Below are 21,041 nucleotides of genomic sequence, written 5' to 3'. Positions count from 1 at the left end.
CAGCGCCCCGCACCCCGGTCACGGACCCGCACGACGCGAGAGACGGTTGGGAAGATGAGCGTGCCGACAACGGACATCCCGGAAGAGATCGCATCGGTCAACCTGGTGGACCCCAAGTCCTACCTGGAGCACGACATGGACGCGTACTGGCGCCGGATGCGCGCCGAGTACCCGCTCTACCGGCACCCCGCGCTGGACGGCAACCCCGGCTTCTGGGTGGTCAGCCGGCACGCCGACGTGATGGCCCTGTACCGCGACAACCAGCGGCTCACCTCGGAGAAGGGCAATGTGCTGGTCACCCTGCTGGCCGGGGGTGACTCGGCGGCCGGGCAGATGCTGGCGGTCACCGACGGGCAGCGCCACAAGGACCTGCGGAACGTGATGCTCAACTCGTTCTCGCCGCGCGCCCTGGCCAAGGTGGCCGAGCGGGTCCGGTACAACACCCGGCGGCTGGTGTCGGAGATGATCCGCCGCGGCGAGGGCGACTTCGCCGCCGAGGTCGCCTCGGTCATCCCGCTGACCACCGTCGGCGACCTGCTGGGCGTGCCCGCCTCGGACCACGAGTTCCTGCTCAACCTCACCAAGTCCTCGCTCAGTTCCGACGAGGCCGACCAGGCGCCGGAGGACGCCCTGCTCGCCCGGAACGAGATCCTGCTGTACTTCAGCGACCTGGTCGCCGACCGGCGGGAGAACCCGCAGGACGACGTGATCACCACCCTCACGCAGAGCGAGATCCGCGGGGTGCCGCTGTCCGACCAGGACATCGTCTTCAACTGCTACAGCCTGATCCTGGGCGGCGACGAGACCAGCCGGCACACCATGATCGACACCGTCCGCACCCTCAGCCGCGAACCGGAGCAGTGGCAGCGGCTCCGGGACGGCTCGGTGGCGCTGGAGACGGCCGGTGAGGAGGTGCTGCGCTGGGCGAGCCCGGTGATGAACTTCGGCCGCCGGGCACTGGTGGACATCGAGGTGGCCGGCGGGACCGTCAGGGCGGGCGACATCGTCACCCTGTGGAACATCTCCGCCAACCGCGACGACACCGTCTTCGACGACCCGTTCACCCTCGACCTGGGCCGCCACCCCAACAAGCACATCACCTTCGGCTACGGACCGCACTTCTGCATCGGTGCGTTCCTGGCCCGGATGGAGATCAAGGAGATGCTCGACGCGCTGCGCACCTTCTCCACCGGCTTCGAACTCACCGGTGAGCCGCGGCGCATCCACTCCAACCTGATGAACGGCATGTCGTACCTGCCGGTGAGGTTCCACCCCGACGAGGCGGGGCTGGCCACCCTGGACGACTGACCGGCGGCCGGCGCGGGCCCGGCACCCTCCGTCAGGGGTGCCGGGCCCTCCGGCCTGCCCGCCCGCGGGCCCCTCCGGCAGCCCCGCGGCCCGCCGGTGCACCACGACCCCGCATCCGACCACGACCGCGTACCCGACCACGTACGTCGCACCGCGGCGCGCCGATCGGGCGCGCACCCGTCAACGCGCCATGCGTCGCGCACCTCGACCACGTGCCGCGCACCACGACCCCGCGCGTGCCCGACCACGGCCGCGCACCGGCACCACGACCACATCCCGCGCGCCGCGACCCCGCGCGCACCCCGCACCAAACGCACTGACCTGTACCGCACGTGCCCCATGCCCCTCTCGTACGGAGGAACATCATGAGGTCCATCCCCCACCGCACAGCGTCAGCCACGTTCCGTCCCGCCGCCCGCTCCGGGCCCGGCCGTCCCGCCACCGCCACCGTGGAGTTCGTGATCCCGGTCCACAACGAGGAACGCGCGTTACCCGGCTGCGTGCGCACCCTGCACGCACGCCTCACCGAGGGGTTCCCCTTCCCCTGGCGCATCACCGTCGCCGACAACGCCAGCACCGACGCCACACTGGCCACCGCCCACCGGCTCAGCGGTGAACTGCCCGGCGTCGGCGTGGTGCACCTGGACCGCAAGGGGCGCGGGCTCGCCCTGCGCACCGTCTGGTCCGCCAGCGACGCCGACATCGTCGCCTACATGGACGTGGACCTGTCCACCGGCCTGGACGGGCTGCTGCCGCTCATCGCCCCGCTCGCCAGCGGCCACTCCGACCTGGCGATCGGCAGCCGGCTCGCCCCGGGCGCCCGCACCGTGCGCGGGCCCCGCCGGGAGTTCATCTCCCGCGGGTACAACCGGCTGATCCGGCTCACCCACGGCTCCCGCTTCAGCGACGCCCAGTGCGGGTTCAAGGCGGCCCGGACCGAGGTGCTGCGGCCGCTGCTGGAGGTCACCCGGGACGACGCCTGGTTCTTCGACACCGAGCTGCTGCTGCTCGCCGAACACAACCGGTTACGCATCCACGAGGTCCCGGTGGACTGGGTGGAGGACCTGGACACCCGGGTGGACATCGCCGGCACCGTCTCCCAGGACCTGCGGGGCCTGTGGCGGATGGCGCGGCTGCGGGCCTCCGGCGCCGCCACGGTGGACCTGCCCCGCCGCCCCGGCCCGGTCGCCGAGCACCCCGACGCGGTCCTCGCCCCGGACCCCCACCGCTCCACCCTCTCCTGGGAGCTGGGCTGCTTCGTGGTGATCGGGGTGGCCTCCACCGCGGGCCAGGCGCTGCTGTACTGGTTACTGCGGTCCCTGTGGGCCCCGGCCCTCGCCAGCCTCGTCTCCCTCTTCGTCCTCACCGTGCTGAACACCGAGGCCCAGCGCCGGCTCACCTTCCGGCACTCCGCCACCCCCGCCCTCCGCGCCCATCTCGGGGCCGGAGGGCTCTTCCTTCTCGGCTACCTCGTCACCACCGGGGCCGTGCTGGGGTTCAAGGAGCTGGACCCGGACGCCTCCGCGGCCGCCGAGGCGACCGTGCTCGCCGTCTCCTCCGCGGTGGTGACGGTGGTCCGCTTCACCGTGCTGCGGGTGGCCGTCTTCCGCAGCGCCCGGCGCGCCACCGCGGAATGAGGGGCGCGCCGTGGAGAACCACCGGACGACCCCGGCGGCCGGAGCGGAGCCCCGGCCCGCCGCCCCCGCCCGCCGTGCCGCCCGGCCCTGGGCGGCCCCCGCCGCGCTCGGCGCCCGTGCTGCTGCTGGCCGCCGCGCTCCACGGGTGGGCGCTCGGCTCCCTGGGATGGGGCAACACCTACTACGCGGCGGCCGTGAAGTCGATGGGCCGCGACGGGACGAACTTCCTGTTCGGCTCGCTGGACCCGGCCGGGGTCCTCACCGTGGACAAGCCGCCGGCCGCCCTGTGGCCGCAGGTGGTCAGCACCAAGGTCTTCGGGTTCCACGGGTGGGCGCTGCTGCTGCCGCAGGTCCTGGAAGGGGTGGCCGCGGTCCTGCTGATGCACCGCACCGTCCGCCGCTGGGCCGGTGAGGCGGCCGGGCTGCTCGCCGCCCTGGTGCTGACCCTCACCCCGGTCACCGTCGCGATCAACCGTGACAACAACCCCGACACCCTGCTGGTGCTGCTGCTGGTGGCCGCCGCCTACGCCCTCACCCGGGCGCTGGAGGCGGCGCGCGCCCCGGACGGCCGCCGGGCCACCGGGTGGCTGTGCCTGTGCGGCGCGCTGCTGGGCACCGGGTTCCTCACCAAGATGCTCGCCGCCTGGATGGTGGTCCCCGCCTTCGCCGCCGCCTGGCTGGTGGGCGCCGGCGGGAGGTGGGCCGCACGGCTCGGCCGGCTGCTGGCCGCCGGCGCGGTGCTCGCCGTCGCCTCCCTGTGGTGGGTGGTGACGGTCGCCGCCTGGCCCGGCGACCGCCCGTACATCGGCGGCAGCACCGACGGCACCGCCTGGGACCTGGTGCTCGGGTACAACGGCCTGGGCCGGCTCACCGGGGCGAGCGGCGGCGGCGCGCAGTCCGGCGGTTTCGGCGGCGAGGCCGGTCCCGGGCGGCTGTTCAACGACCAGGTCGCCGGGCAGATCAGCTGGCTGCTGCCGGTCTGCGCGGTGGCCCTCGCGGTGGCCGCCCACCGGGCGGTGCGGTGGCGCCGGGGCCCGGCCGACGGGAGCACACCCCCCGCCGCCGGGTGGGTGCTGTGGGGGGTGTGGCTGGTGGTCGCCGCCGCCGTGTTCTCCACCCAGCGCGGGGTCTTCCACCCCTACTACACCACCCAGTTGGCGCCGGCGGTCGCCGCGCTGTCGGCGGGGCTGGCGGTCACCCTGGCCCGCGCCCACCGCCGCGGGTCCCGCCGGGCGCCGGCGGTGGCACTGGCCACGGTGGTGGTGACGGTGGGGTGGGCCGCGGCGGTCATCCGCCGCGCACCGCACTGGAACGGCTGGCTGGTGTGGCCGGTGCTCGCGGCCGGCGCCGTCGCCGCCGGGCTGCTCCTCGCCGTCCGGCGGCACCGCCGGGCCGGCACCGCCGGGCCGGCCGCCGCGGTCGCCGCGGTGGCGGCGGTCCTGCTGGCGCCCGCCGTCTGGACGGTGACCGTCCCCGGCACCGAGCAGGCGATGCCCGGGTTCAACCCCGTCGCGGGCCCCGCCGCGGGCCCGCCGGGCGAGGACGCCACCGCCCGGCTCACCCCGGTGCAGGCGAAGATCCTGCGGTACGTCTCCGCGCGGGCCGGCGGCGAACGGGTCACCCTCGCCGTGGAACGCGGCGCCTCCGCCGCCGCCCCCTACCTCCTCGGCGGCGGTGAACGGGTCGTCGCCATGGGCGGCTTCCTGGGGGAGGACGACGCGCCCTCGGTCGCCCAGCTGGCCCGCTGGTCCGCCGGCGGCGACCTGCGGTACGTGCTGGGCCCGGACCGCGGGGCGGTGGGCGGCCCCGCCTTCGTCCGGCGCACCGAGTGGGTCGCCGGCCACTGCGCCCGGGTCCCGCCGTCCGCGTACGGGGCCCCGCCGCGGCCGCCGTCCGCGCCGCCCTCCCTCGGCTGGCTGGACGACGTGGTGCTCTACGACTGCGCGCCCCGCTGACCGGCCGGCCCGGCGCCCCCGGCAGGGAGTGCCGGGCCGGCCTCCACCGCGCGGACGGCCGGCGGCGGCCCTCCCGCCGCCCACCGGCACCGGTCCCGGACCGGTGCCGCCCGGCACGGGACCCGGCACCGCCCCCGTCAGGGACCGGCGCCGCCCGGCCCGGCGGGCGTACTTAATTCTTTGCACTGTCGTTGTCGCCCCCGTGAGCCGTGGGACAGGCTGCGAGCTGTGACTTCTGTGTAGCCGGCGGTGCCCACCAGCCCTTCCCAGCCCTTCCCCGTCCGCCGCCGCGGGACGGCGCGGACCGGGGCGACCCCCACTCATTTCCTGCGGAGCGCTGACAGGAGCGCCGCCTCGCCGGCTCAGGCGCGATGAGTGACCAGTTCCCGTCCGGGTTGATCGACCAAGTGTGGAGTGAGTGAATGTCTGACCCGCAGGGTGTTCGTGTCCCCTTGACCGCCGGGCAGCGGGGCATCTGGTACGCGTTGCAAGAAGGACCGGACAACCCCGTCTTCGGCCTCGCCGAGCGGGTCGCCCTCGACGGCCCGGTCGACGCGGGGCTGTTCGAGGCCGCGCTGCGCCGCGTGGTGCAGGAGACCGACGCGCTCCGCGCCCGCTTCGGCGAGGACGCCGACGGCCCGTACCAGCTCGTGCGCCCCGCACTCGACTGGACCTTCCCCGTGGTGGACGTCTCCGGCGAGCCGGACCCCGAGGAGGCGATCCGCGCCTGGATCGCCGCCGACGCCACCCGGCCGGTCGATCTCACCGGCGGCGGGCCGCTGTTCACCTTCGCGCTGTTCAGGGCCGCCGAGGACCGCCACGTGTGGTACCAGCGGCACCACCACATCGTCCTCGACGGCCTCAGCGGCGGACTCATCGCCCGCCGGGTCGCCGAGCTGTACACCGCGGCCGTCACCGGCCGGCCCGCACCCGAGGCCCGGCCCGGCAGGCTGAGCGACCTGGTCGAGGCCGACGCCGCCTACGCCGCCTCCGCCCAGGCCGAACGCGACCGGGAGTTCTGGGCGGGGGAGTTCGCCGACCGGCCCGAGGCCCAGGGGCTGGCCGAGCGGACCGGCGGCTACCCCCGCACCCCGCTGCTGCGCACCATCAGCACCATCGACCCGGACACCCTGGAGTCGGTGCGCGCCCTCGCCTCCGAGGCCGGCACCGCCTGGCCGGTGGCGTTCGTCGCCGCCCAGGCGCTCTACCTGCACCGGGTCACCGGCCGCAACGAGGTGATCCTGGCGCTGCCGGTCTCCGCCCGCCCGCCGGGCGCGACGGCCCAGATCCCCGGCATGGTCTCCAACGTGGTGCCGCTGCGGCTGACCGTGAGCCCGCGGACGACCGTCGCGGAGTTCCTCACCCACGTCTCCCGGCGGATGCGCGGCTCGCTGCGCCACCAGCGCCACCGGTACGAGGACCTGCGCCGCGACACCGGCGCGCTGGTGGACGGCCGCCGCCTGGTCGGCCCGCGCGTCAACATCGTCATGTTCGACTACGACCTGGACTTCGGCGGCGCCACCGCCACCGTGGAGACCCTCACCGTCGGCCACGACGACGATCTCAGCCTGGTGATCGACAGCCGCTCCGGCGGCGGCGGGCTGCGCATGGAGTTCAACGCCAACCCCGAGGTGTACACCGCCGAGGAGCTGGACCGGCACCGCCGCCGGCTCACCCACCTGGTGCACACCCTCGCCCGCTGCGCGCCCGGTGACCCGCTGGGCCGGATCGACGTGCTCCCCGAGGACGAGCTGCGGCAGGCCCTTGAGGCGGCCGGCGGGCAGGCCCCGGCCACCGCCCCGGCCACCCTGCCCGCGCTGTTCGAGGCCCGGGTCGCGGCGGCCCCCGGCGCCACCGCCGTCGGCAGCGGCACCGACACGCTCGACTACGCGGAGCTCAACGGGCGCGCCAACGCCCTCGCCCGGCTGCTGGTGGCCGGCGGCGCCGGACCCGGCCGCTTCGTCGGCCTGGTGCTGCCACGCTCCCTCGACCAGGTCGTCGCGGTGCTCGCGGTCGTCAAGAGCGGCGCCGCGTACGTCCCGATCGACCCCGCCTACCCGGCCGACCGGATCGCCGCCACCATCGCCGACGTGGACCTGACGCTGGTGGTCACCGACGAGCACACCGACGTCCCGCTCCCGGAGGGCGTCCGCCGGATCGCCCTGGGCTCGGCGGAGACCACCGGCGCGCTGGCCGGCCTGGACCGCACCGACCTCACCGACGCCGACCGCACCGCGCCGCTGACGCCCGCCGCCCCCGCCTACGTCATCTACACCTCCGGCTCCACCGGCCGCCCCAAGGGCGTGGTGGTCCCGCACCACAACGTGGTCCGCCTCTTCCACGCCACCCGCGAGTGGTTCGGCTTCGGCGCCGACGACGTGTGGACCCTCTTCCACTCCTACGCCTTCGACTTCTCGGTGTGGGAGCTGTGGGGTCCGCTGCTGCACGGCGGCCGCCTCGTCGTCGTCCCGCACGACGTCTCCCGGTCCCCGGAGAGCTTCCTGCGGCTGCTCGCCGACGAGCGGGTCACCGTCCTCAACCAGACCCCCTCCGCCTTCTACCAGCTGATGCACGCCGACCGGGAGGACCCGGCCACCGGCGACCGGCTGGCGCTGCGCCACATCGTCTTCGGCGGCGAGGCGCTGGACCTGCCGCGGCTCGCCGACTGGTACGAGCGGCACGGGCCGGACGCCCCCTGCGCCCCGCGGCTGGTCAACATGTACGGCATCACCGAGACCACGGTGCACGTCAGCTACCTGCCGCTCGGCCCCGAACTGGCCGCCGCCGGCACCGGCAGCCTGATCGGCGAGGGCATCCCGGACCTCCGCGTCCACCTGCTCGACGGCGCCCTGCGGCCGGTGGCCCCCGGCGCCACCGGCGAACTGTACGTCTCCGGCCCCGGCGTCGCCCACGGCTACCTGGGCCGCCCCGGCCTGACCGCCGAGCGCTTCGTGGCCGACCCGTACGCCGCCGACGGCTCCCGGATGTACCGCACCGGTGACCTCGCCCGCCGCCGCGACGGCGTACTGGAGTACCTCGGCCGCGCCGACGCGCAGGTGAAGATCCGCGGCTTCCGCATCGAGACCGGCGAGATCGCCGCCGCCCTGTCGGCCTGCCCCGGCGTCGCCGACTGCGCGGTGCTCGCCCGCGATGACGGGCGCGGGGAGCGCCGGCTCGTCGCCTACCTGGTGCCCCGCGACCCCGGCGACGCGCCGGAGGCCGGATGGCTGCGGAAGAAGCTCGGCGAGACGCTGCCGGACCACATGATCCCGGCCGCGTTCGTCACCCTCGACGCCCTGCCGCTCACCCCCAGCGGCAAGCTGGACGAGCGCGCCCTGCCGGAGCCGGACCGGGCCGCCACCGGCGCCGGCCGCGCCCCCCGCACCCCCGGCGAGCAGGTCCTCGCCGGCCTCTTCGGCGAGGTCCTGGGCCTGCCCGCGGTCGGGGCGGACGACAACTTCTTCGCCCTCGGCGGCCATTCGCTGGCCGCCACCCGGCTCGCCGGCCGGGCCCGCGCGGTCCTCGGGGTGGAACTCGCCGTCCGCGACGTCTTCGACCACCCCACGGTGGCCTCCCTGGCCCGGCTGCTGGACACCGCGGCCGCCGCCCGCACCGCGCTCGCCCCCGCCGAGCGGCCCGACCCGGTGCCGCTGTCCTTCGCCCAGGCCCGGCTGTGGTTCCTGGACCGGCTCGACGGCCCCAGCCCCACCTACAACATCCCGTTCGTGCTGCGGATGACCGGCCACCTCGACCCGGACGCGCTGCGCGCCGCGCTCCGCGACGTGCTGCTGCGCCACGAGAGCCTGCGCACCGTCTTCCCCGACCGGCAGGGCGTGCCCCTCCAGCGGGTGCTCACCGCGGACGAACTGCCCGACCTGCCGCGGCTCACCGCCACCGACGCCGGACGGCTGCCCGCCGCGCTCGCCGCCGCGGCCCGCCACACCTTCGCCCTCGCCACCGAGATCCCGCTGCGCGCCGAGCTGTTCACGCTCGCCGAGGACCGGCACGTGCTGTCGGTGGTGATGCACCACATCGCCGGCGACGGCTGGTCGCTGGCCCCGCTCGTCCGCGACCTCGCCGAGGCGTACACCGCCCGCGCCGGCGGCCACGCCCCGGCCTGGACGCCGCTCGCCGTCCAGTACGCCGACTACACGCTCTGGCAGCGGGCGCTGCTGGGCGACGAGAAGCGGCCGGACAGCCCGCTGGCCCGCCAGCTCGCCTTCTGGAAGCAGACCCTGGACGGCGTGCCGGACGAGCTGCCGCTCCCCGCCGACCGGCAGCGGCCCCCGGTGGCGAGCCACGCCGGCCAGGTGCTGGAGTGCGAACTGCCCGCCGCGCTCCACCGCGACCTGCTGGCCGTGGCCCAGGACCGCGGAGCGAGCCTGTTCATGGTCCTCCAGGCCGGCCTGGCCGCCCTGCTGACCCGGCTGGGCGCGGGCGAGGACATCCCGCTGGGCACCCCGGTCGCCGGCCGCACCGACCAGGCCCTGGACGACCTCGTCGGGTTCTTCGTCAACACCCTGGTGCTGCGCACCGACACCTCCGGCCGGCCGTCCTTCGCCGAGCTGGTGGACCGGGTGCGGCGGACCGACCTGGCCGCCTACGCCCACCAGGACGTGCCGTTCGAGCGGCTGGTGGAGGTGCTCAACCCGGACCGGTCCATGGCCCGGCACCCGCTGTTCCAGGTCCTGCTGAGCATGCAGGACCACCCCGGCGACACGCTCGACCTGCCCGGGCTGGACACCACCGTGGAGCCGGGCGAGCTGGCCATCGCCAAGTTCGACCTGCAATTCGACTTCCAGGAGCGGCGGGACGCCGACGGCGCCCCGGCCGGCATCGGCGGCCAGGTGCTGTTCGCCACCGACCTGTTCGACGCCGCCACCGTACGGGACCTGCTGTGGCGCCTGGTGCGGCTGCTGGAGTCGGCCGCCGCCCGCCCGGGGGAGAGCATCGCCACGATCGACCTGCTGCGGCCCGAGGAGGCCGGGCGGTACGCCACCCGGTGGGCCGGCCCGGTCCGCGAGGTGCCCGCCCTCACCGGCACCGTGACCCGGCGGTTCGACGAGCAGGCGGCCGCCAGCCCGGACGCCACCGCGCTCATCGCCGCCGACGGCACCCCCACCACCTACCGTCAGCTGGCGGAGCGGGCCGACCGCCTGGCACACCGGCTGATCGCCGCCGGCGTCGGCCCGGAGTCCCGGGTGGCCGTGCTCCAGCAGCGCTCCCCGGAGCTGGTGGTCTCGCTGCTCGCCGTGCTGAAGGCCGGCGGCGCCTACGTGCCGCTGGACGCCCGCGCGCCGCGCGCCCGGTGGGAACTGATCATGGCCGAGACCGAGGCGTCGGTGCTGCTCACCGACGCGGCGGCGGAGTTCGGGCACACCGCCACCGTCCTCACCGTCGGCGGCGGGGCGGACGGTGGCAGCGACGCGGACGGCATCCCGGCCGGCGCCCCCGAGGTCCCCGGCCACCCCGAGCGGCTGGCGTACCTGATGTACACCTCCGGCTCCACCGGCCGGCCCAAGGGCGTCGCCGTCACCCACCGGGACCTGCTCGCCTTCGCGCTCGACGGCTGCTTCGCCGGCGACGCCCACCGGCGGGTGCTGCTGCACGCCCCGCACGCCTTCGACGCGGCCAACTACGAGCTGTGGGTGCCGCTGCTCACCGGCGGCACCGTGGTCGTCGCCCCGCCGCACGACATGGACGTCGCCACCCTGCGCCAGATGATCCGCGAGCACGGCGTCACCGGGCTCCACCTGACCGCCGGACTCTTCCGCGTGGTGGTGGAGAACGACGCCGACTGCCTGGAAGGGGTGCGCGAACTCCTCGCCGGCGGCGACGTGGTGCCCGGCAGCGCGGTGCGCAAACTGCTCACCCGCTTCCCCGGCCTGGTGTTCAAGGACACCTACGGGCCGACCGAGACCACCTCGTTCGCCACCTACTTCCCGGTGCCCTCCGCCGACGCCGTGCCCGGCACCGTGCCCATCGGACGCCCGCTGGACAACATGCGCGCCCACGTCCTGGACGCCGGTCTGCGGCAGGTGCCGCCGGGCGTCACCGGCGAGCTCTACGTCGCCGGCGAGGGACTGGCCCGCGGCTACTGGCAGCGGCCCGGCCTGACCGCCGAACGGTTCGTCGCCGACCCCTACGGGCCGCCCGGCTCCCGGATGTACCGGGTGGGCGACCTCGCCCGGTGGACCGCGGACGGCCAGCTGGTCTTCGCCGGCCGCGCCGACGACCAGGTCAAGATCCGCGGCTTCCGCATCGAACCGGGCGAGGTCGAGACCGCCGTGGCGGACCTGCCCGGCGTCGCCCAGGCGGCGGTCGTGGTCCGCGAGGACCGGCCCGGCGACAAGCGGCTGGTGGCCTACGTCATCCCCGAGGACGGCCACCGGGCCGACGTGGAGGCGCTCCGCACCGAGCTCGCCGCGACCCTCCCCGACTACCTGGTGCCCTCCGCCGTCCTCGCCCTGGACACCCTGCCGCTCACCCCCAACGGCAAGCTGGACCGCGCCGCGCTCCCGGAGCCCGGGACGGCCGGCGACGGCACCGGACGTGCGCCCAGGACCCCCCAGGAGCAGGTGCTGTGCGGCCTGTTCGCGGAGATCCTGGAGCTGTCCTCGGTCACCATCGACGACAACTTCTTCGCCCTCGGCGGCCACTCCCTGGTCGCCACCCGGCTGGTGCTGCGCATCGAGGCGGTGCTCGGCGTGGAGATCGCGGTGCGCGACCTGTTCGACGCGCCGACCGTGGCCGAGCTGGCCCGGCTGGTGGACCGGGCGGCCGGTGCCCGCGCCCCGCTCACCGCCCGGGAGCGGCCCGCGGAGCTGCCGCTGTCCTTCCCGCAGCGCGGCCTGTGGTTCCTCAACCAGATGGAGGGCCCCAGCCCCACCTACAACCTCGGCGTGTCGCTGCGCTTCACCGGCCAGCTCGACCGGGAGGCGCTGTACACCGCGCTGCACGACGTCATCACCCGCCACGAGAGCCTGCGCACCGTCTTCCCGCACCGGGACGGCGTCCCGTACCAGCGAGTGCTCCCCGCCGACGAGGCCCGCCCCCGCATCCTGGTGGCCGAGGTCGAGGAGGACCGCCTCGACGAGGCGCTCACCGAGGTCGCCCAGCGCGGCTTCGACCTCACCGAGGACCTGCCGATCCGGGCCGACCTGCTGGTGCTCAGCCCCACCGAGCACGTCTTCCTCGTCGTGATGCACCACATCGTCTCCGACGGCTGGTCCCTCACCCCGCTGGTGGGGGACCTGGCCACCGCGTACACCGCGCGGCGCGCCGGCACCGCCCCCGCGTGGGAGCCGATGCCCGTCCAGTACGGCGACTACACGCTGTGGCAGGCCGAGCTGCTGGGCACCGCGGACGACCCGGACAGCCGGCTGAGCCGGCAGACCGCCTACTGGAAGCAGACCCTCGCCGGTCTGCCGGAGCAGATCGACCTGCCCACCGACCGGCCCCGGCCGGCGGTGCTCAGCAACCGCGGCGACTTCATCCCGCTCACCCTCCCCGCCGCCCTCCAGACCCGGCTCCACGACATCGCCCGCACCAGCGGCGCCAGCCTCTTCATGGTCGTCCAGGCCGCGCTCGCCGCCCTGATGTCCCGGCTCGGCGCCGGCGACGACATCCCGCTGGGCACCGCCATCGCCGGCCGCAACGACGAGTCGCTCATCGACGGCGTCGGCTTCTTCGTCAACACCCTGGTGCTGCGCAACGACCTCTCCGGCGACCCCACCTTCCGCCAGCTGGTGGACCGGGTGCGCGAGGCCGACCTGGCCGCCTTCGCCCACCAGGAGGTGCCGTTCGACCAGCTGGTGGAGGAGCTGAGCCCGGACCGGTCGCTCTCCCGGCACCCGCTGTTCCAGACCATGCTCAGCTTCGAGAACATCCCCGAACTCACGCTGCGCTTCCCCGGCCTGCGCACCCGGCTCCACCCGGCCGACGTGAAGACCGCCAAGTTCGACCTGGACATCTCCCTGGGCGAGACCTTCGACGCGGCCGGCGCCCCCGCCGGCATGACCGGCACCCTCTCCTTCAGCACCGACCTGTTCGACAAGGCCACCGCGGTGACCTTCGCCGAACGGCTCGTCCGCCTGATGGAGGCCGTCTCCGCCAACCCGGCGCTGCCGCTGTCCGCCATCGACCTGCTCTCGCCCGAGGAACACCACCGGCTGCGCACCGACTGGCAGGGCGGCGAGGCCACCGACGCCACCGGCACCATGGCCGAGCACCTCGCCCGGTGGGCCCGCGCCACCCCCGGCGCGGTCGCCGTGAGCACCGCCACCGAACGGCTGACCTTCGCCGGACTGGCCGCCCGGGTGAACCGGATGGCCCGCTGGCTGGCCGCCCGGGGCGTCGGACCGGAGCGGCGCGTGGTGCTGCTGCTGCCCCGGACCACCGACCTGGTCGCCGCCCCGCTCGCGGTGAACGCCGCCGGCGGCGCGTACGTCCCGATCGACACCGGACAGCCGGTGGAACGCGTCCGGTACGTCGTGGACGACATCCGCCCGGTCGCGGTGGTGGCCTCCGCCGAACTGGCCGAGCGGTACCGCGACGCGCTCGGCGACGTCCCCCGCCTGATCATCGACGGCGAGGACGCCGCCGCGCTGGACGCGCTGCCCGCTCACGACCTCACCCCCGAGGAGCTGACCGGCCCCGCCGCCCCGGAGAACCTCGCCTACCTCATCCACACCTCCGGCTCCACCGGCCGCCCCAAGGGCGTCGCCGTGGAGAACCGCAGCGTGGCCAACCTGCTCGCCTCCCACCGCCGGGAGTACTTCGAACCCCTGGTGGCGGGCAGCGGCAAGGAACGCTTCCGGGCCGGCCTGACCGCCGCGCTGTCCTTCGACACCTCCCTGGGTGCCGTGCTGTGGATGCTCGCCGGCCATGAACTCCACATCATCGACGACGACGTGCGCCGTGACCCGCACGCCCTCGTCCGGCACCTCGCCGACCATCCGCTCGACACCATCGACGTCTCCCCGTCGTACTGCGTCCAGCTGATCGAGGCCGGCCTCTTCGACACCGAGGGCCTCGCCCCCCGGGCGCTCTTCCTCGGCGGCGAGGCCGCCGGCCAGGAGCTGTGGACCCGGCTGCGCGCCGCCGCGCCGCAGACCCTCGGGTTCAACTTCTACGGCCCCACCGAGGCCACCGTCGACTCGCTCACCGCGCCGGTGAGCCGCGCCGCCCACCCGGTCGTCGGCGGGCCGCTCCGCGGCGGCCGGGCCCAGGTGCTCGACGCCGGACTGCGCCCGGTGCCCCCGGGCGTCCCCGGTGAGCTGTACATCGCCGGCGCCGGACTGGCCCGCGGCTACTGGCAGCGGCCCGACCTGACCGCCGAGCGGTTCGTCGCCGACCCCTACGGCCCGCCCGGCTCCCGCATGTACCGCAGCGGCGACCTGGTCCGCCGGGACGCCGACGGCACCCTGGTCTACCTGGGCCGGGTGGACAACCAGGTGCAGATCCGCGGCTACCGGGTGGAGCCCGGGGAGGTCACCACGGCCCTCGCCGCGCTCCCCGGGATCTCCCAGGCCGCCGTCGTCGCCCGCGAGGACACCCCCGGCGACCCGCGGCTGGTCGGCTACCTGGTGGCCGAGGCCGGCACCACCCCGGTCGTCGCCGACATCCGCGCCGCGCTCGCCGAGACCCTGCCCTCGTACATGGTCCCGGCCGCGTTCGTGGTGCTCGACACCCTCCCGCTCAACCACAACGACAAGCTCGACACCAAGGCGCTGCCCGCCCCCGACCTGTCGGCCACCGTGGCCTCCCGCGCCCCGCGCACCCCGCGCGAGGAGGTGCTCGCCCGGCTCTTCGCCGAGGTGCTGGAGCTGCCCTCGGTCGGCGTGGACGACAACTTCTTCGCCCTGGGCGGGCACTCGCTGATGGCCGCCCGGCTCGCCAACCGGGTCCGCACCACACTGCGCACCGAACTGTCGGTCCGCACCCTCTTCGAGGCACCCACCGTGGCCGCCCTGGCCGGCCGGCTCGACGGGGCCGCCGGGGCCCGGCAGCCGCTGCGCGCCGGGACCCGCCCGGAGGTGCTGCCGCTGTCCTTCGCCCAGCGCCGGCTGTGGTTCCTCAACCGTATGGAGGGACCGGGCGCCACCTACAACATGCCCACCGTGCTGCGGCTGTCCGGCACGCTGGACCGCACGGCGCTGGAACTGGCCCTCGCCGACATCGTCGCCCGCCACGAGAGCCTGCGCACCGTCTTCCCCGAGGTGGACGGCACCGCCCGCCAGGTGGTCCGGGACCCCGGAGCCGCACCGCTGCCGCTGACCGTGGTGGACACCACCGAGGAGGAACTGCCGGAGCGGCTGCGCGCCGCCGTCACCCGCGGCTTCGACCTCACCACCCAGCTGCCGGTGCGCGCCGTGCTCTTCGCCCTCGGCGCCACCGAACACGTCCTCGCCCTGGTGATGCACCACATCGCCACCGACGGCTGGTCCGAGGCACCGCTGCTGGCCGACCTGTCGGCCGCCTACACCGCGCGCCGCGCCGGCCGGCCGCCCCGCTGGACCCCGCTGCCGCTCCAGTACGCCGACTACGCGCTGTGGCAGCGGGAGCACCTGGGCGACGAGGACGACCCGGACAGCCCCCTCTCCCGGCAGCTGGACCACTGGCGCCGCACCCTGGCCGGGCTGCCCGACGAACTGGCACTCCCCACCGACCGGCCCCGGCCGGCCACCGCGAGCTACCGCGGCGCCACCCTGGAGTGCTCGCTGAGCCCGGCGCTCAACCGCCGCATCACCGCCCTGGGCCGCGCCCACGGCGCCAGCACCTTCATGGTCCTGCAGGCGGCGCTGGCCGTGCTGCTGACCCGGCTGGGCGCCGGCGAGGACATCCCCCTCGGCAGCCCGGTCGCCGGCCGCACGGACGAGGACCTGGAGGGCCTCGTCGGCCTCTTCCTCAACAACCTGGTGCTGCGCACCGACACCTCCGGCGACCCGGCCTTCACCGAACTGCTGGACCGGGTCCGCCGCACCAGCCTGGACGCCTTCGCCCACCAGGACGTGCCGTTCGAGCGGCTGGTCGAGGTGGTCAACCCCGAGCGCTCGCTGGCCCGGCACCCGCTGTTCCAGGTCATGCTGATGGTGCAGAACACCCCGCCCGTCACGGCCCGCCTCGGCGACCTGGAACTGCGCCCGGAACCGGCGGACCTCGGCGTCGCCAAGTTCGACCTGAGCTTCGCCTTCGGCGAGCGGCCGGACGGCCCCGGGGAGGCGGGCAGCCTGCTCGGCGTCGTGGAGTACAGCACCGACCTGTTCGACGAGGAGACCGTCCGGACCCTGGTCCGGCGGCTGGTGCGGGTGCTGGAGGCGGTCACCGCCGACCCTGACCTGCCCATCGGCCGCATCGACATCCTCGGCGCCGACGAGCGGCGGCGGCTGCTCACCGGGTGGAACGACACCGCCGGGCCGGTGCCGGACCGCCCGGTCCACGCCCTCGTCGCCGAGCAGGCCGCCCGCACCCCGCGGGCCGTCGCGGTGGTCGCCGGCGGCACCGAACTCGGCTACGCGGAGCTGGAGGAGCGGGCGAACCGGCTCGCCGCGCTGCTGCTGAGCCGCGGCGCCGGTCCCGAGCGCCTGGTGGCCGTGGCGCTGCCGCGCACGGCCGACCTGCCCGTCGCCCTGCTGGCGGTGCTCAAGACGGGGGCGGCGTACCTGCCGCTCGACCCCGAGCACCCGCTGGACCGGGTCCGCCACACCCTCGCCGACGCCCGGCCGGCCCTCGCGCTGGCCACCTCGGCCACCGCGGCGCTGCTGGCCGGCGCGGAGGTGGAGCCGCTGCTGCTGGACGCCCCGAAGACCGCGCGGGAGCTGGCGGCGGCGCCCGCCACCGCCCCCGGGTGCCCGGCCCCGCCCCCGGACCACCCCCGCCTACGTCATCCACACCTCCGGCTCCACCGGCCGCCCCAAGGGCGTGGTGGTGCCGCACCGCGGCCTCACCAACTTCCTGACCGACATGCGCGAGCGGATCCCGCTGAGCCCCACCGACCGGCTGCTGGCGGTCACCACGGTGTCGTTCGACATCGCCGGGCTGGAGCTGTTCCTGCCGCTGCTGTCCGGCGCCGGGGTGGTGATCGCCGACCGGGACACCGTCCGCGACCCGGCCGCGCTGCTGGACCTGGCGCGGCGGACCGGGGCCGGCGTGATCCAGGCGACCCCGTCGCTGTGGCAGGCGATGGTCACCACCGACCCGGAGGCGCTGCGCGGGATGCGGGTCCTCACCGGCGGCGAGGCGCTGCCCGCGCCGCTGGCCGGCCGGCTGCACACGCTCGCCGCCGGCGTCACCAACCTCTACGGGCCGACCGAGACCACCATCTGGTCCACCGCGGCGGACCTGGCGGAGACCGGCGGCGCCCCCGCCATCGGCCGCCCGATCGGCAACACCCGGGTCCTGGTGCTCGACGACCGGCTGCGGCCGGTGCCGCCCGGCGTCCCCGGTGAGCTGTACATCGCCGGCGCCGGCGTCGTACGCGGCTACCTCGGCCGGCCCGGGCTCACCGCGGAACGCTTCGTCGCCTGCCCGTTCGGCGACCCGGGTGAGCGGATGTACCGCACCGGGGACGTCGTCCGGTGGGACACCCGGGGGCAGCTGCACTTCTCCGGCCGGGCCGACCACCAGGTGAAGGTCCGCGGCTTCCGCATCGAACCGGGCGAGATCGAGACGGTGCTCGCCGGCCACGAGGCGGTGGCCACCGCGGTGGTCACCGCCCGCACCGACCGGGGCACCACCCGGCTGGTGGCCTACGTGGTGCCCCCGGCGGGCACCGCGGCCCCGGACCCCGCGGAGCTGCGGCGGCACCTGGCCGCGGCACTGCCCGAGTACATGGTCCCGGCCGCGTTCGTCGTCCTCGACGCGCTGCCGCTGACTCCCAACGGCAAGCTGGACCGCGCGGCACTGCCGGCGCCCGGCTTCCACGGGGCGGAGGGCTCCCGGGCGCCGCGCACCCCGCTGGAGACGCTGCTGTGCGAGGTCTTCGCCGAGGTGCTGGGCGCCGACGCGGTCGGCATCGACGACAGCTTCTTCGAGCTGGGCGGCGACAGCATCGTGTCGATCCAGCTGGTCGCCCGGGCCCGCGCCGCCGGGCTGGTGCTCGCCGTCAACGACGTCTTCGAGCACAAGACGGTGGCCGGGCTGGCCCAGGTCGCCGAGGTCCTCGACGACACCGCCGCCCGGGAGCCGGACGTCCCGGTCGGCACCGTCGCGGCCACCTTGGCCATGCACGCGCTGCGGGAGCGGGGCGGCGACATCGACGGCCACGCCCGGTCCCTGCTGCTGACCACCCCGGCCGGCGTGGACCTGCCCGCGCTCACCGCGGTGCTCCAGCAGGTGCTGGACCGGCACGACGTGCTGCGGGCCCGCCTGGTGGACGCCGGCGAGGCCGGCGGCTGGCGGCTGGAGGTGCCGCCCGCCGGGTCGGTCACCGCCGACGGCCGGCTGGAACGGTGCGACATCACCGCCACCGACGCCACCGCGCTGCCCGGCCTCATCGGCGGACACCTGGACCGGCTCCGCGGCGAACTGGCCCCCCGGGACGGCGGGATGGTGCGCGCGGCCTGGTTCGACGCCGGCCCCGAACGGCCCGGCCGGCTGCTGCTGGTCGCCCACCACCTGGTGGTGGACGACACCTCCTGGCAGATCCTCCGCGCCGACATCGCCGAGCTGTACGAGGCCCGCGCCACCGGGACGGAGCCGCAGCCGGCGCCGGCCGGCACCTCGGTGCGCCGGTGGAGCGAGCTGCTGGCGGCCGAGGCCCGCACCCCGGAGCGGAAGGCCGAACTCCCGCTGTGGACCGAGGTGCTGAGCGCCCCGGACCCGCAGTTCGGCGGCGCGCCGCTGGACCCCGGGCGCGACCTGGCCGGACCGGCCGCGTCGTTCACCGTGACCCTGCCCGCCGACCGCACCGGGCCGCTGCTGGACCGGCTCCCGGAGGTGTTCCACTGCGGTGTCCCGGACCTGCTGCTGAGCGCGCTGGCGCTGGCGGTCGTGGAGCGGCGGCGCCGGACCGGGGCCACCGGCACCTCGGTGCTGGTCGAGGTCGAGGGGAACGGCCGGGACGAGGGCATCGGCGGCGCCGACCTCGGCCGCACGGTGGGCCGGTTCACCAGCCCGTACCCGGTACGGCTGGACCCCGGCGCGCTGGACTGGACCGAACTGTGGTCCGGCGGACCGGTGACCGGCCGGGTGGTGAAGCGGATCAAGGAACAGGCCCGCGCGGTACCGGGCGGCGGCGTCGGGTACGGCATCCTGCGCCACCTCGACGCGGACACCGGCGCGCGGCTCGCCGCCCTCGCGACGCCCCGGATCGGCTTCACCTACCTGGACCACGCCCTCTCCGACGCCACGGCCGGTGGGTGGGCGCCGGCCCCGGAGGTGGCCGCGCTGCCGCCGACCGGGCCGGCGGGCCCGGGCACCGTCCACGGGCTGGAGCTGGACGCCGTCACCGTGGACGGGTCGGACGGGCCGGAGCTGGTCGCCACCTGGACGTACGCGCCGGGGGTGCTCTCCGAGGCGGAGGCGCGGGAGATCGCCGAGGCGTGGTCCCGGGCGCTGCGGGCGCTGGTCGACCACGCGGACCGGCCCGAGGCGGGCGGACACACCCCCTCGGACCTGGCGCTCGCCGCCCTGGACCAGGCCGAGATCGACATGCTGGAGGGCGAGTGGTGACGGGCCGGGGCAGGTAGGACGGACCGGCGGGCCGGGCCGGCGGGTCCGGGCCCGCCTGCTGCGGGCCGCCGGGTCCCGGGCCGTCCGGCGACGGCCGGCGGGCCCCGGGCCGTCCGGTCGGGCCCGCGGGGGTCAGGTCGGTGGTCCGGGCCCGTGGTCCACGTCGCCGGTCGGCCTGCCGCGGTACCGAACACCGGCCGCGGTAGGAGGACGGCGGCGGTGGGGGACCGGCGGCGCCCCACGGGGTGCCGCCGGTCCGCCGCGTCAGGGGCCGGGGCGGCCGGTTCGGCCGCTGCCCGGACCACCACCCGGCGGTGGTTCACCGGCTCGGCACGGCGGGCCGGGCCGCCACCCGGCGGCGGCCGGGGCGGGCGCACCGCCGCCGGCCGCCGGGGACACCGTCCGCCGCCCTCCCCGGCCGCCGGTGACGGCGTCCGCCGTTCTCCCGGCCGCCGGGGCCGGTGATGCCGCCCGGCCGTGCCCGGCCGTGCTCAGCCGTGCTCGGGCTCCACCGGGAGCCACAGTTCGGCGTCGGCCACGCTCATGCCCGGCGACAGGCGGGTGCGGAGGATCTCGGGGCCGCCGCGGGTGCGGTAACGGTTCGAGGGGAACCACTGGGTGAACACGTCCCGCCACAGCTCCTGGACGGCCCGCGGCACCGGCCCGGTGGTGGTGAAGACCGCCCAGGTGCCGGCCGGCACGGCCAGCGTGGTCATGCCCTCAGGAGCGGGCGCGGAAGTGAGCACGCCGTGGTGGTAGTCGAGTGCGGTGCCCTCGGCGCGGCCGGGGTCCAGGTCGTCGCAGACCGCGACGATGCCGTGCGGCTCCTGGTCCGACAGCTCCTCCAGGCGCTCCAGGGTCCGAGGGCCGATCCCGCGGACGAAGTCCACGATCGCCTGGTTCGGCCCCGTGTGCACCAGCGGCACCCGGGTCTTGAGCCCGACGACGGTGAAGGCCGCCTTGTCCACGACCCGGTACCGCATGGCGCCGCTCCCCTCGACGGTGAGGCGGAAGGCCAACCGGGACTGGGAGGTGAGCGCGGCGCCGGTACGCCGGGCCTCGCCCGGCCCGACGCCGTGCATGGCGCGGAAGGCCCGCGTGAACGCCTCGACCGAGCCGTAGCCGTGGCGTACCGCGATCTCCAGCAGCGTGTCGCGCCCCGCGAGCACCTCGGCGCCCGCGAGGGTGAGCCGGCGGCGCCGGATGTACTCCGACAGCGGCATGCCCGCGAGCGCGGAGAACATCCGGCGCAGGTGGTACTCCGAGGTGGCCGCGATGCGGGCCAGCTCCTTCACCTCGACGTCCTGGCCGAGCCGGCTCTCGATGTGGTCCAGGGCCTGGTTCAGCCGCTCCAGCACGCCCGGGCTCCCCTCCTCCGCCGTCCCGTCCCGTCCGGTGGAGTCCATCACACCGGGACCGGCGGGGAGTGCGTCCCCCGGCGCCGGCCGCCGGCGCCGCTGCCGGGCAC

At 75.9% G+C, this 21,041-nt stretch carries 5 protein-coding genes and 1 pseudogene; 5 read left to right on the top strand and 1 reads right to left on the bottom strand.

The genetic code is table 11. The annotated features are described in order from the left end of the window. Window positions 1-54 precede the first annotated feature (54 nt). From IHE55_RS08995 to IHE55_RS30980, 5 genes and pseudogenes are all read left to right on the top strand, one after another. The gene (locus IHE55_RS08995; protein WP_197988544.1) at window positions 55-1,308 is read left to right on the top strand and encodes a cytochrome P450; all 1,254 of its coding nucleotides are present in this window, start codon (window positions 55-57) and stop codon (window positions 1,306-1,308) included. 365 nt (window positions 1,309-1,673) lie between these two features. Next, on the top strand, window positions 1,674-2,945 hold the full coding sequence (locus IHE55_RS08990; protein WP_197988543.1) for a glycosyltransferase: 1,272 nt from the start codon (window positions 1,674-1,676) through the stop codon (window positions 2,943-2,945). Between the two features lie 116 nt (window positions 2,946-3,061). Beyond that, window positions 3,062-4,900 (top strand): ArnT family glycosyltransferase, encoded by a 1,839-nt coding sequence (locus IHE55_RS08985; RefSeq protein ID WP_307826583.1) that lies wholly within the window; start codon window positions 3,062-3,064, stop codon window positions 4,898-4,900. 422 nt (window positions 4,901-5,322) lie between these two features. After that, window positions 5,323-16,707: pseudogene (locus IHE55_RS08980) on the top strand (amino acid adenylation domain-containing protein); the annotation flags it as partial. A gap of 79 nt (window positions 16,708-16,786) precedes the next feature. Next, on the top strand, window positions 16,787-19,573 hold the full coding sequence (locus IHE55_RS30980; RefSeq protein WP_307826862.1) for an AMP-binding protein: 2,787 nt from the start codon (window positions 16,787-16,789) through the stop codon (window positions 19,571-19,573). Window positions 19,574-20,064: 491 nt separating this feature from the next. Here the strand turns inward: IHE55_RS30980 and IHE55_RS08975 are convergent, their stop codons facing one another. Further along, entirely contained in the window at window positions 20,065-20,931 is an 867-nt protein-coding gene (locus IHE55_RS08975) for an AraC family transcriptional regulator (RefSeq protein WP_197991884.1), read from the bottom strand. Between the last annotated feature and the right edge of the window lie 110 nt (window positions 20,932-21,041).

Origin of the sequence: Streptomyces pactum, assembly GCF_016031615.1 — a bacterium.
Taxonomy (GTDB): domain Bacteria; phylum Actinomycetota; class Actinomycetes; order Streptomycetales; family Streptomycetaceae; genus Streptomyces; species Streptomyces pactus.
The sequence above is the reverse complement of the archived record's forward strand: the minus strand, read 5'-3'. Positions and strand labels throughout refer to the sequence as shown.

What these genes read in the sequence shown, in the direction of transcription:
- IHE55_RS08995 (WP_197988544.1), top strand. Translation starts at nt 55, where the DNA reads ATGAGCGTGCCGACAACGGACATCCCGGAAGAGATCGCATCGGTCAAC.
- IHE55_RS08990 (WP_197988543.1), top strand. Translation starts at nt 1,674, where the DNA reads ATGAGGTCCATCCCCCACCGCACAGCGTCAGCCACGTTCCGTCCCGCC.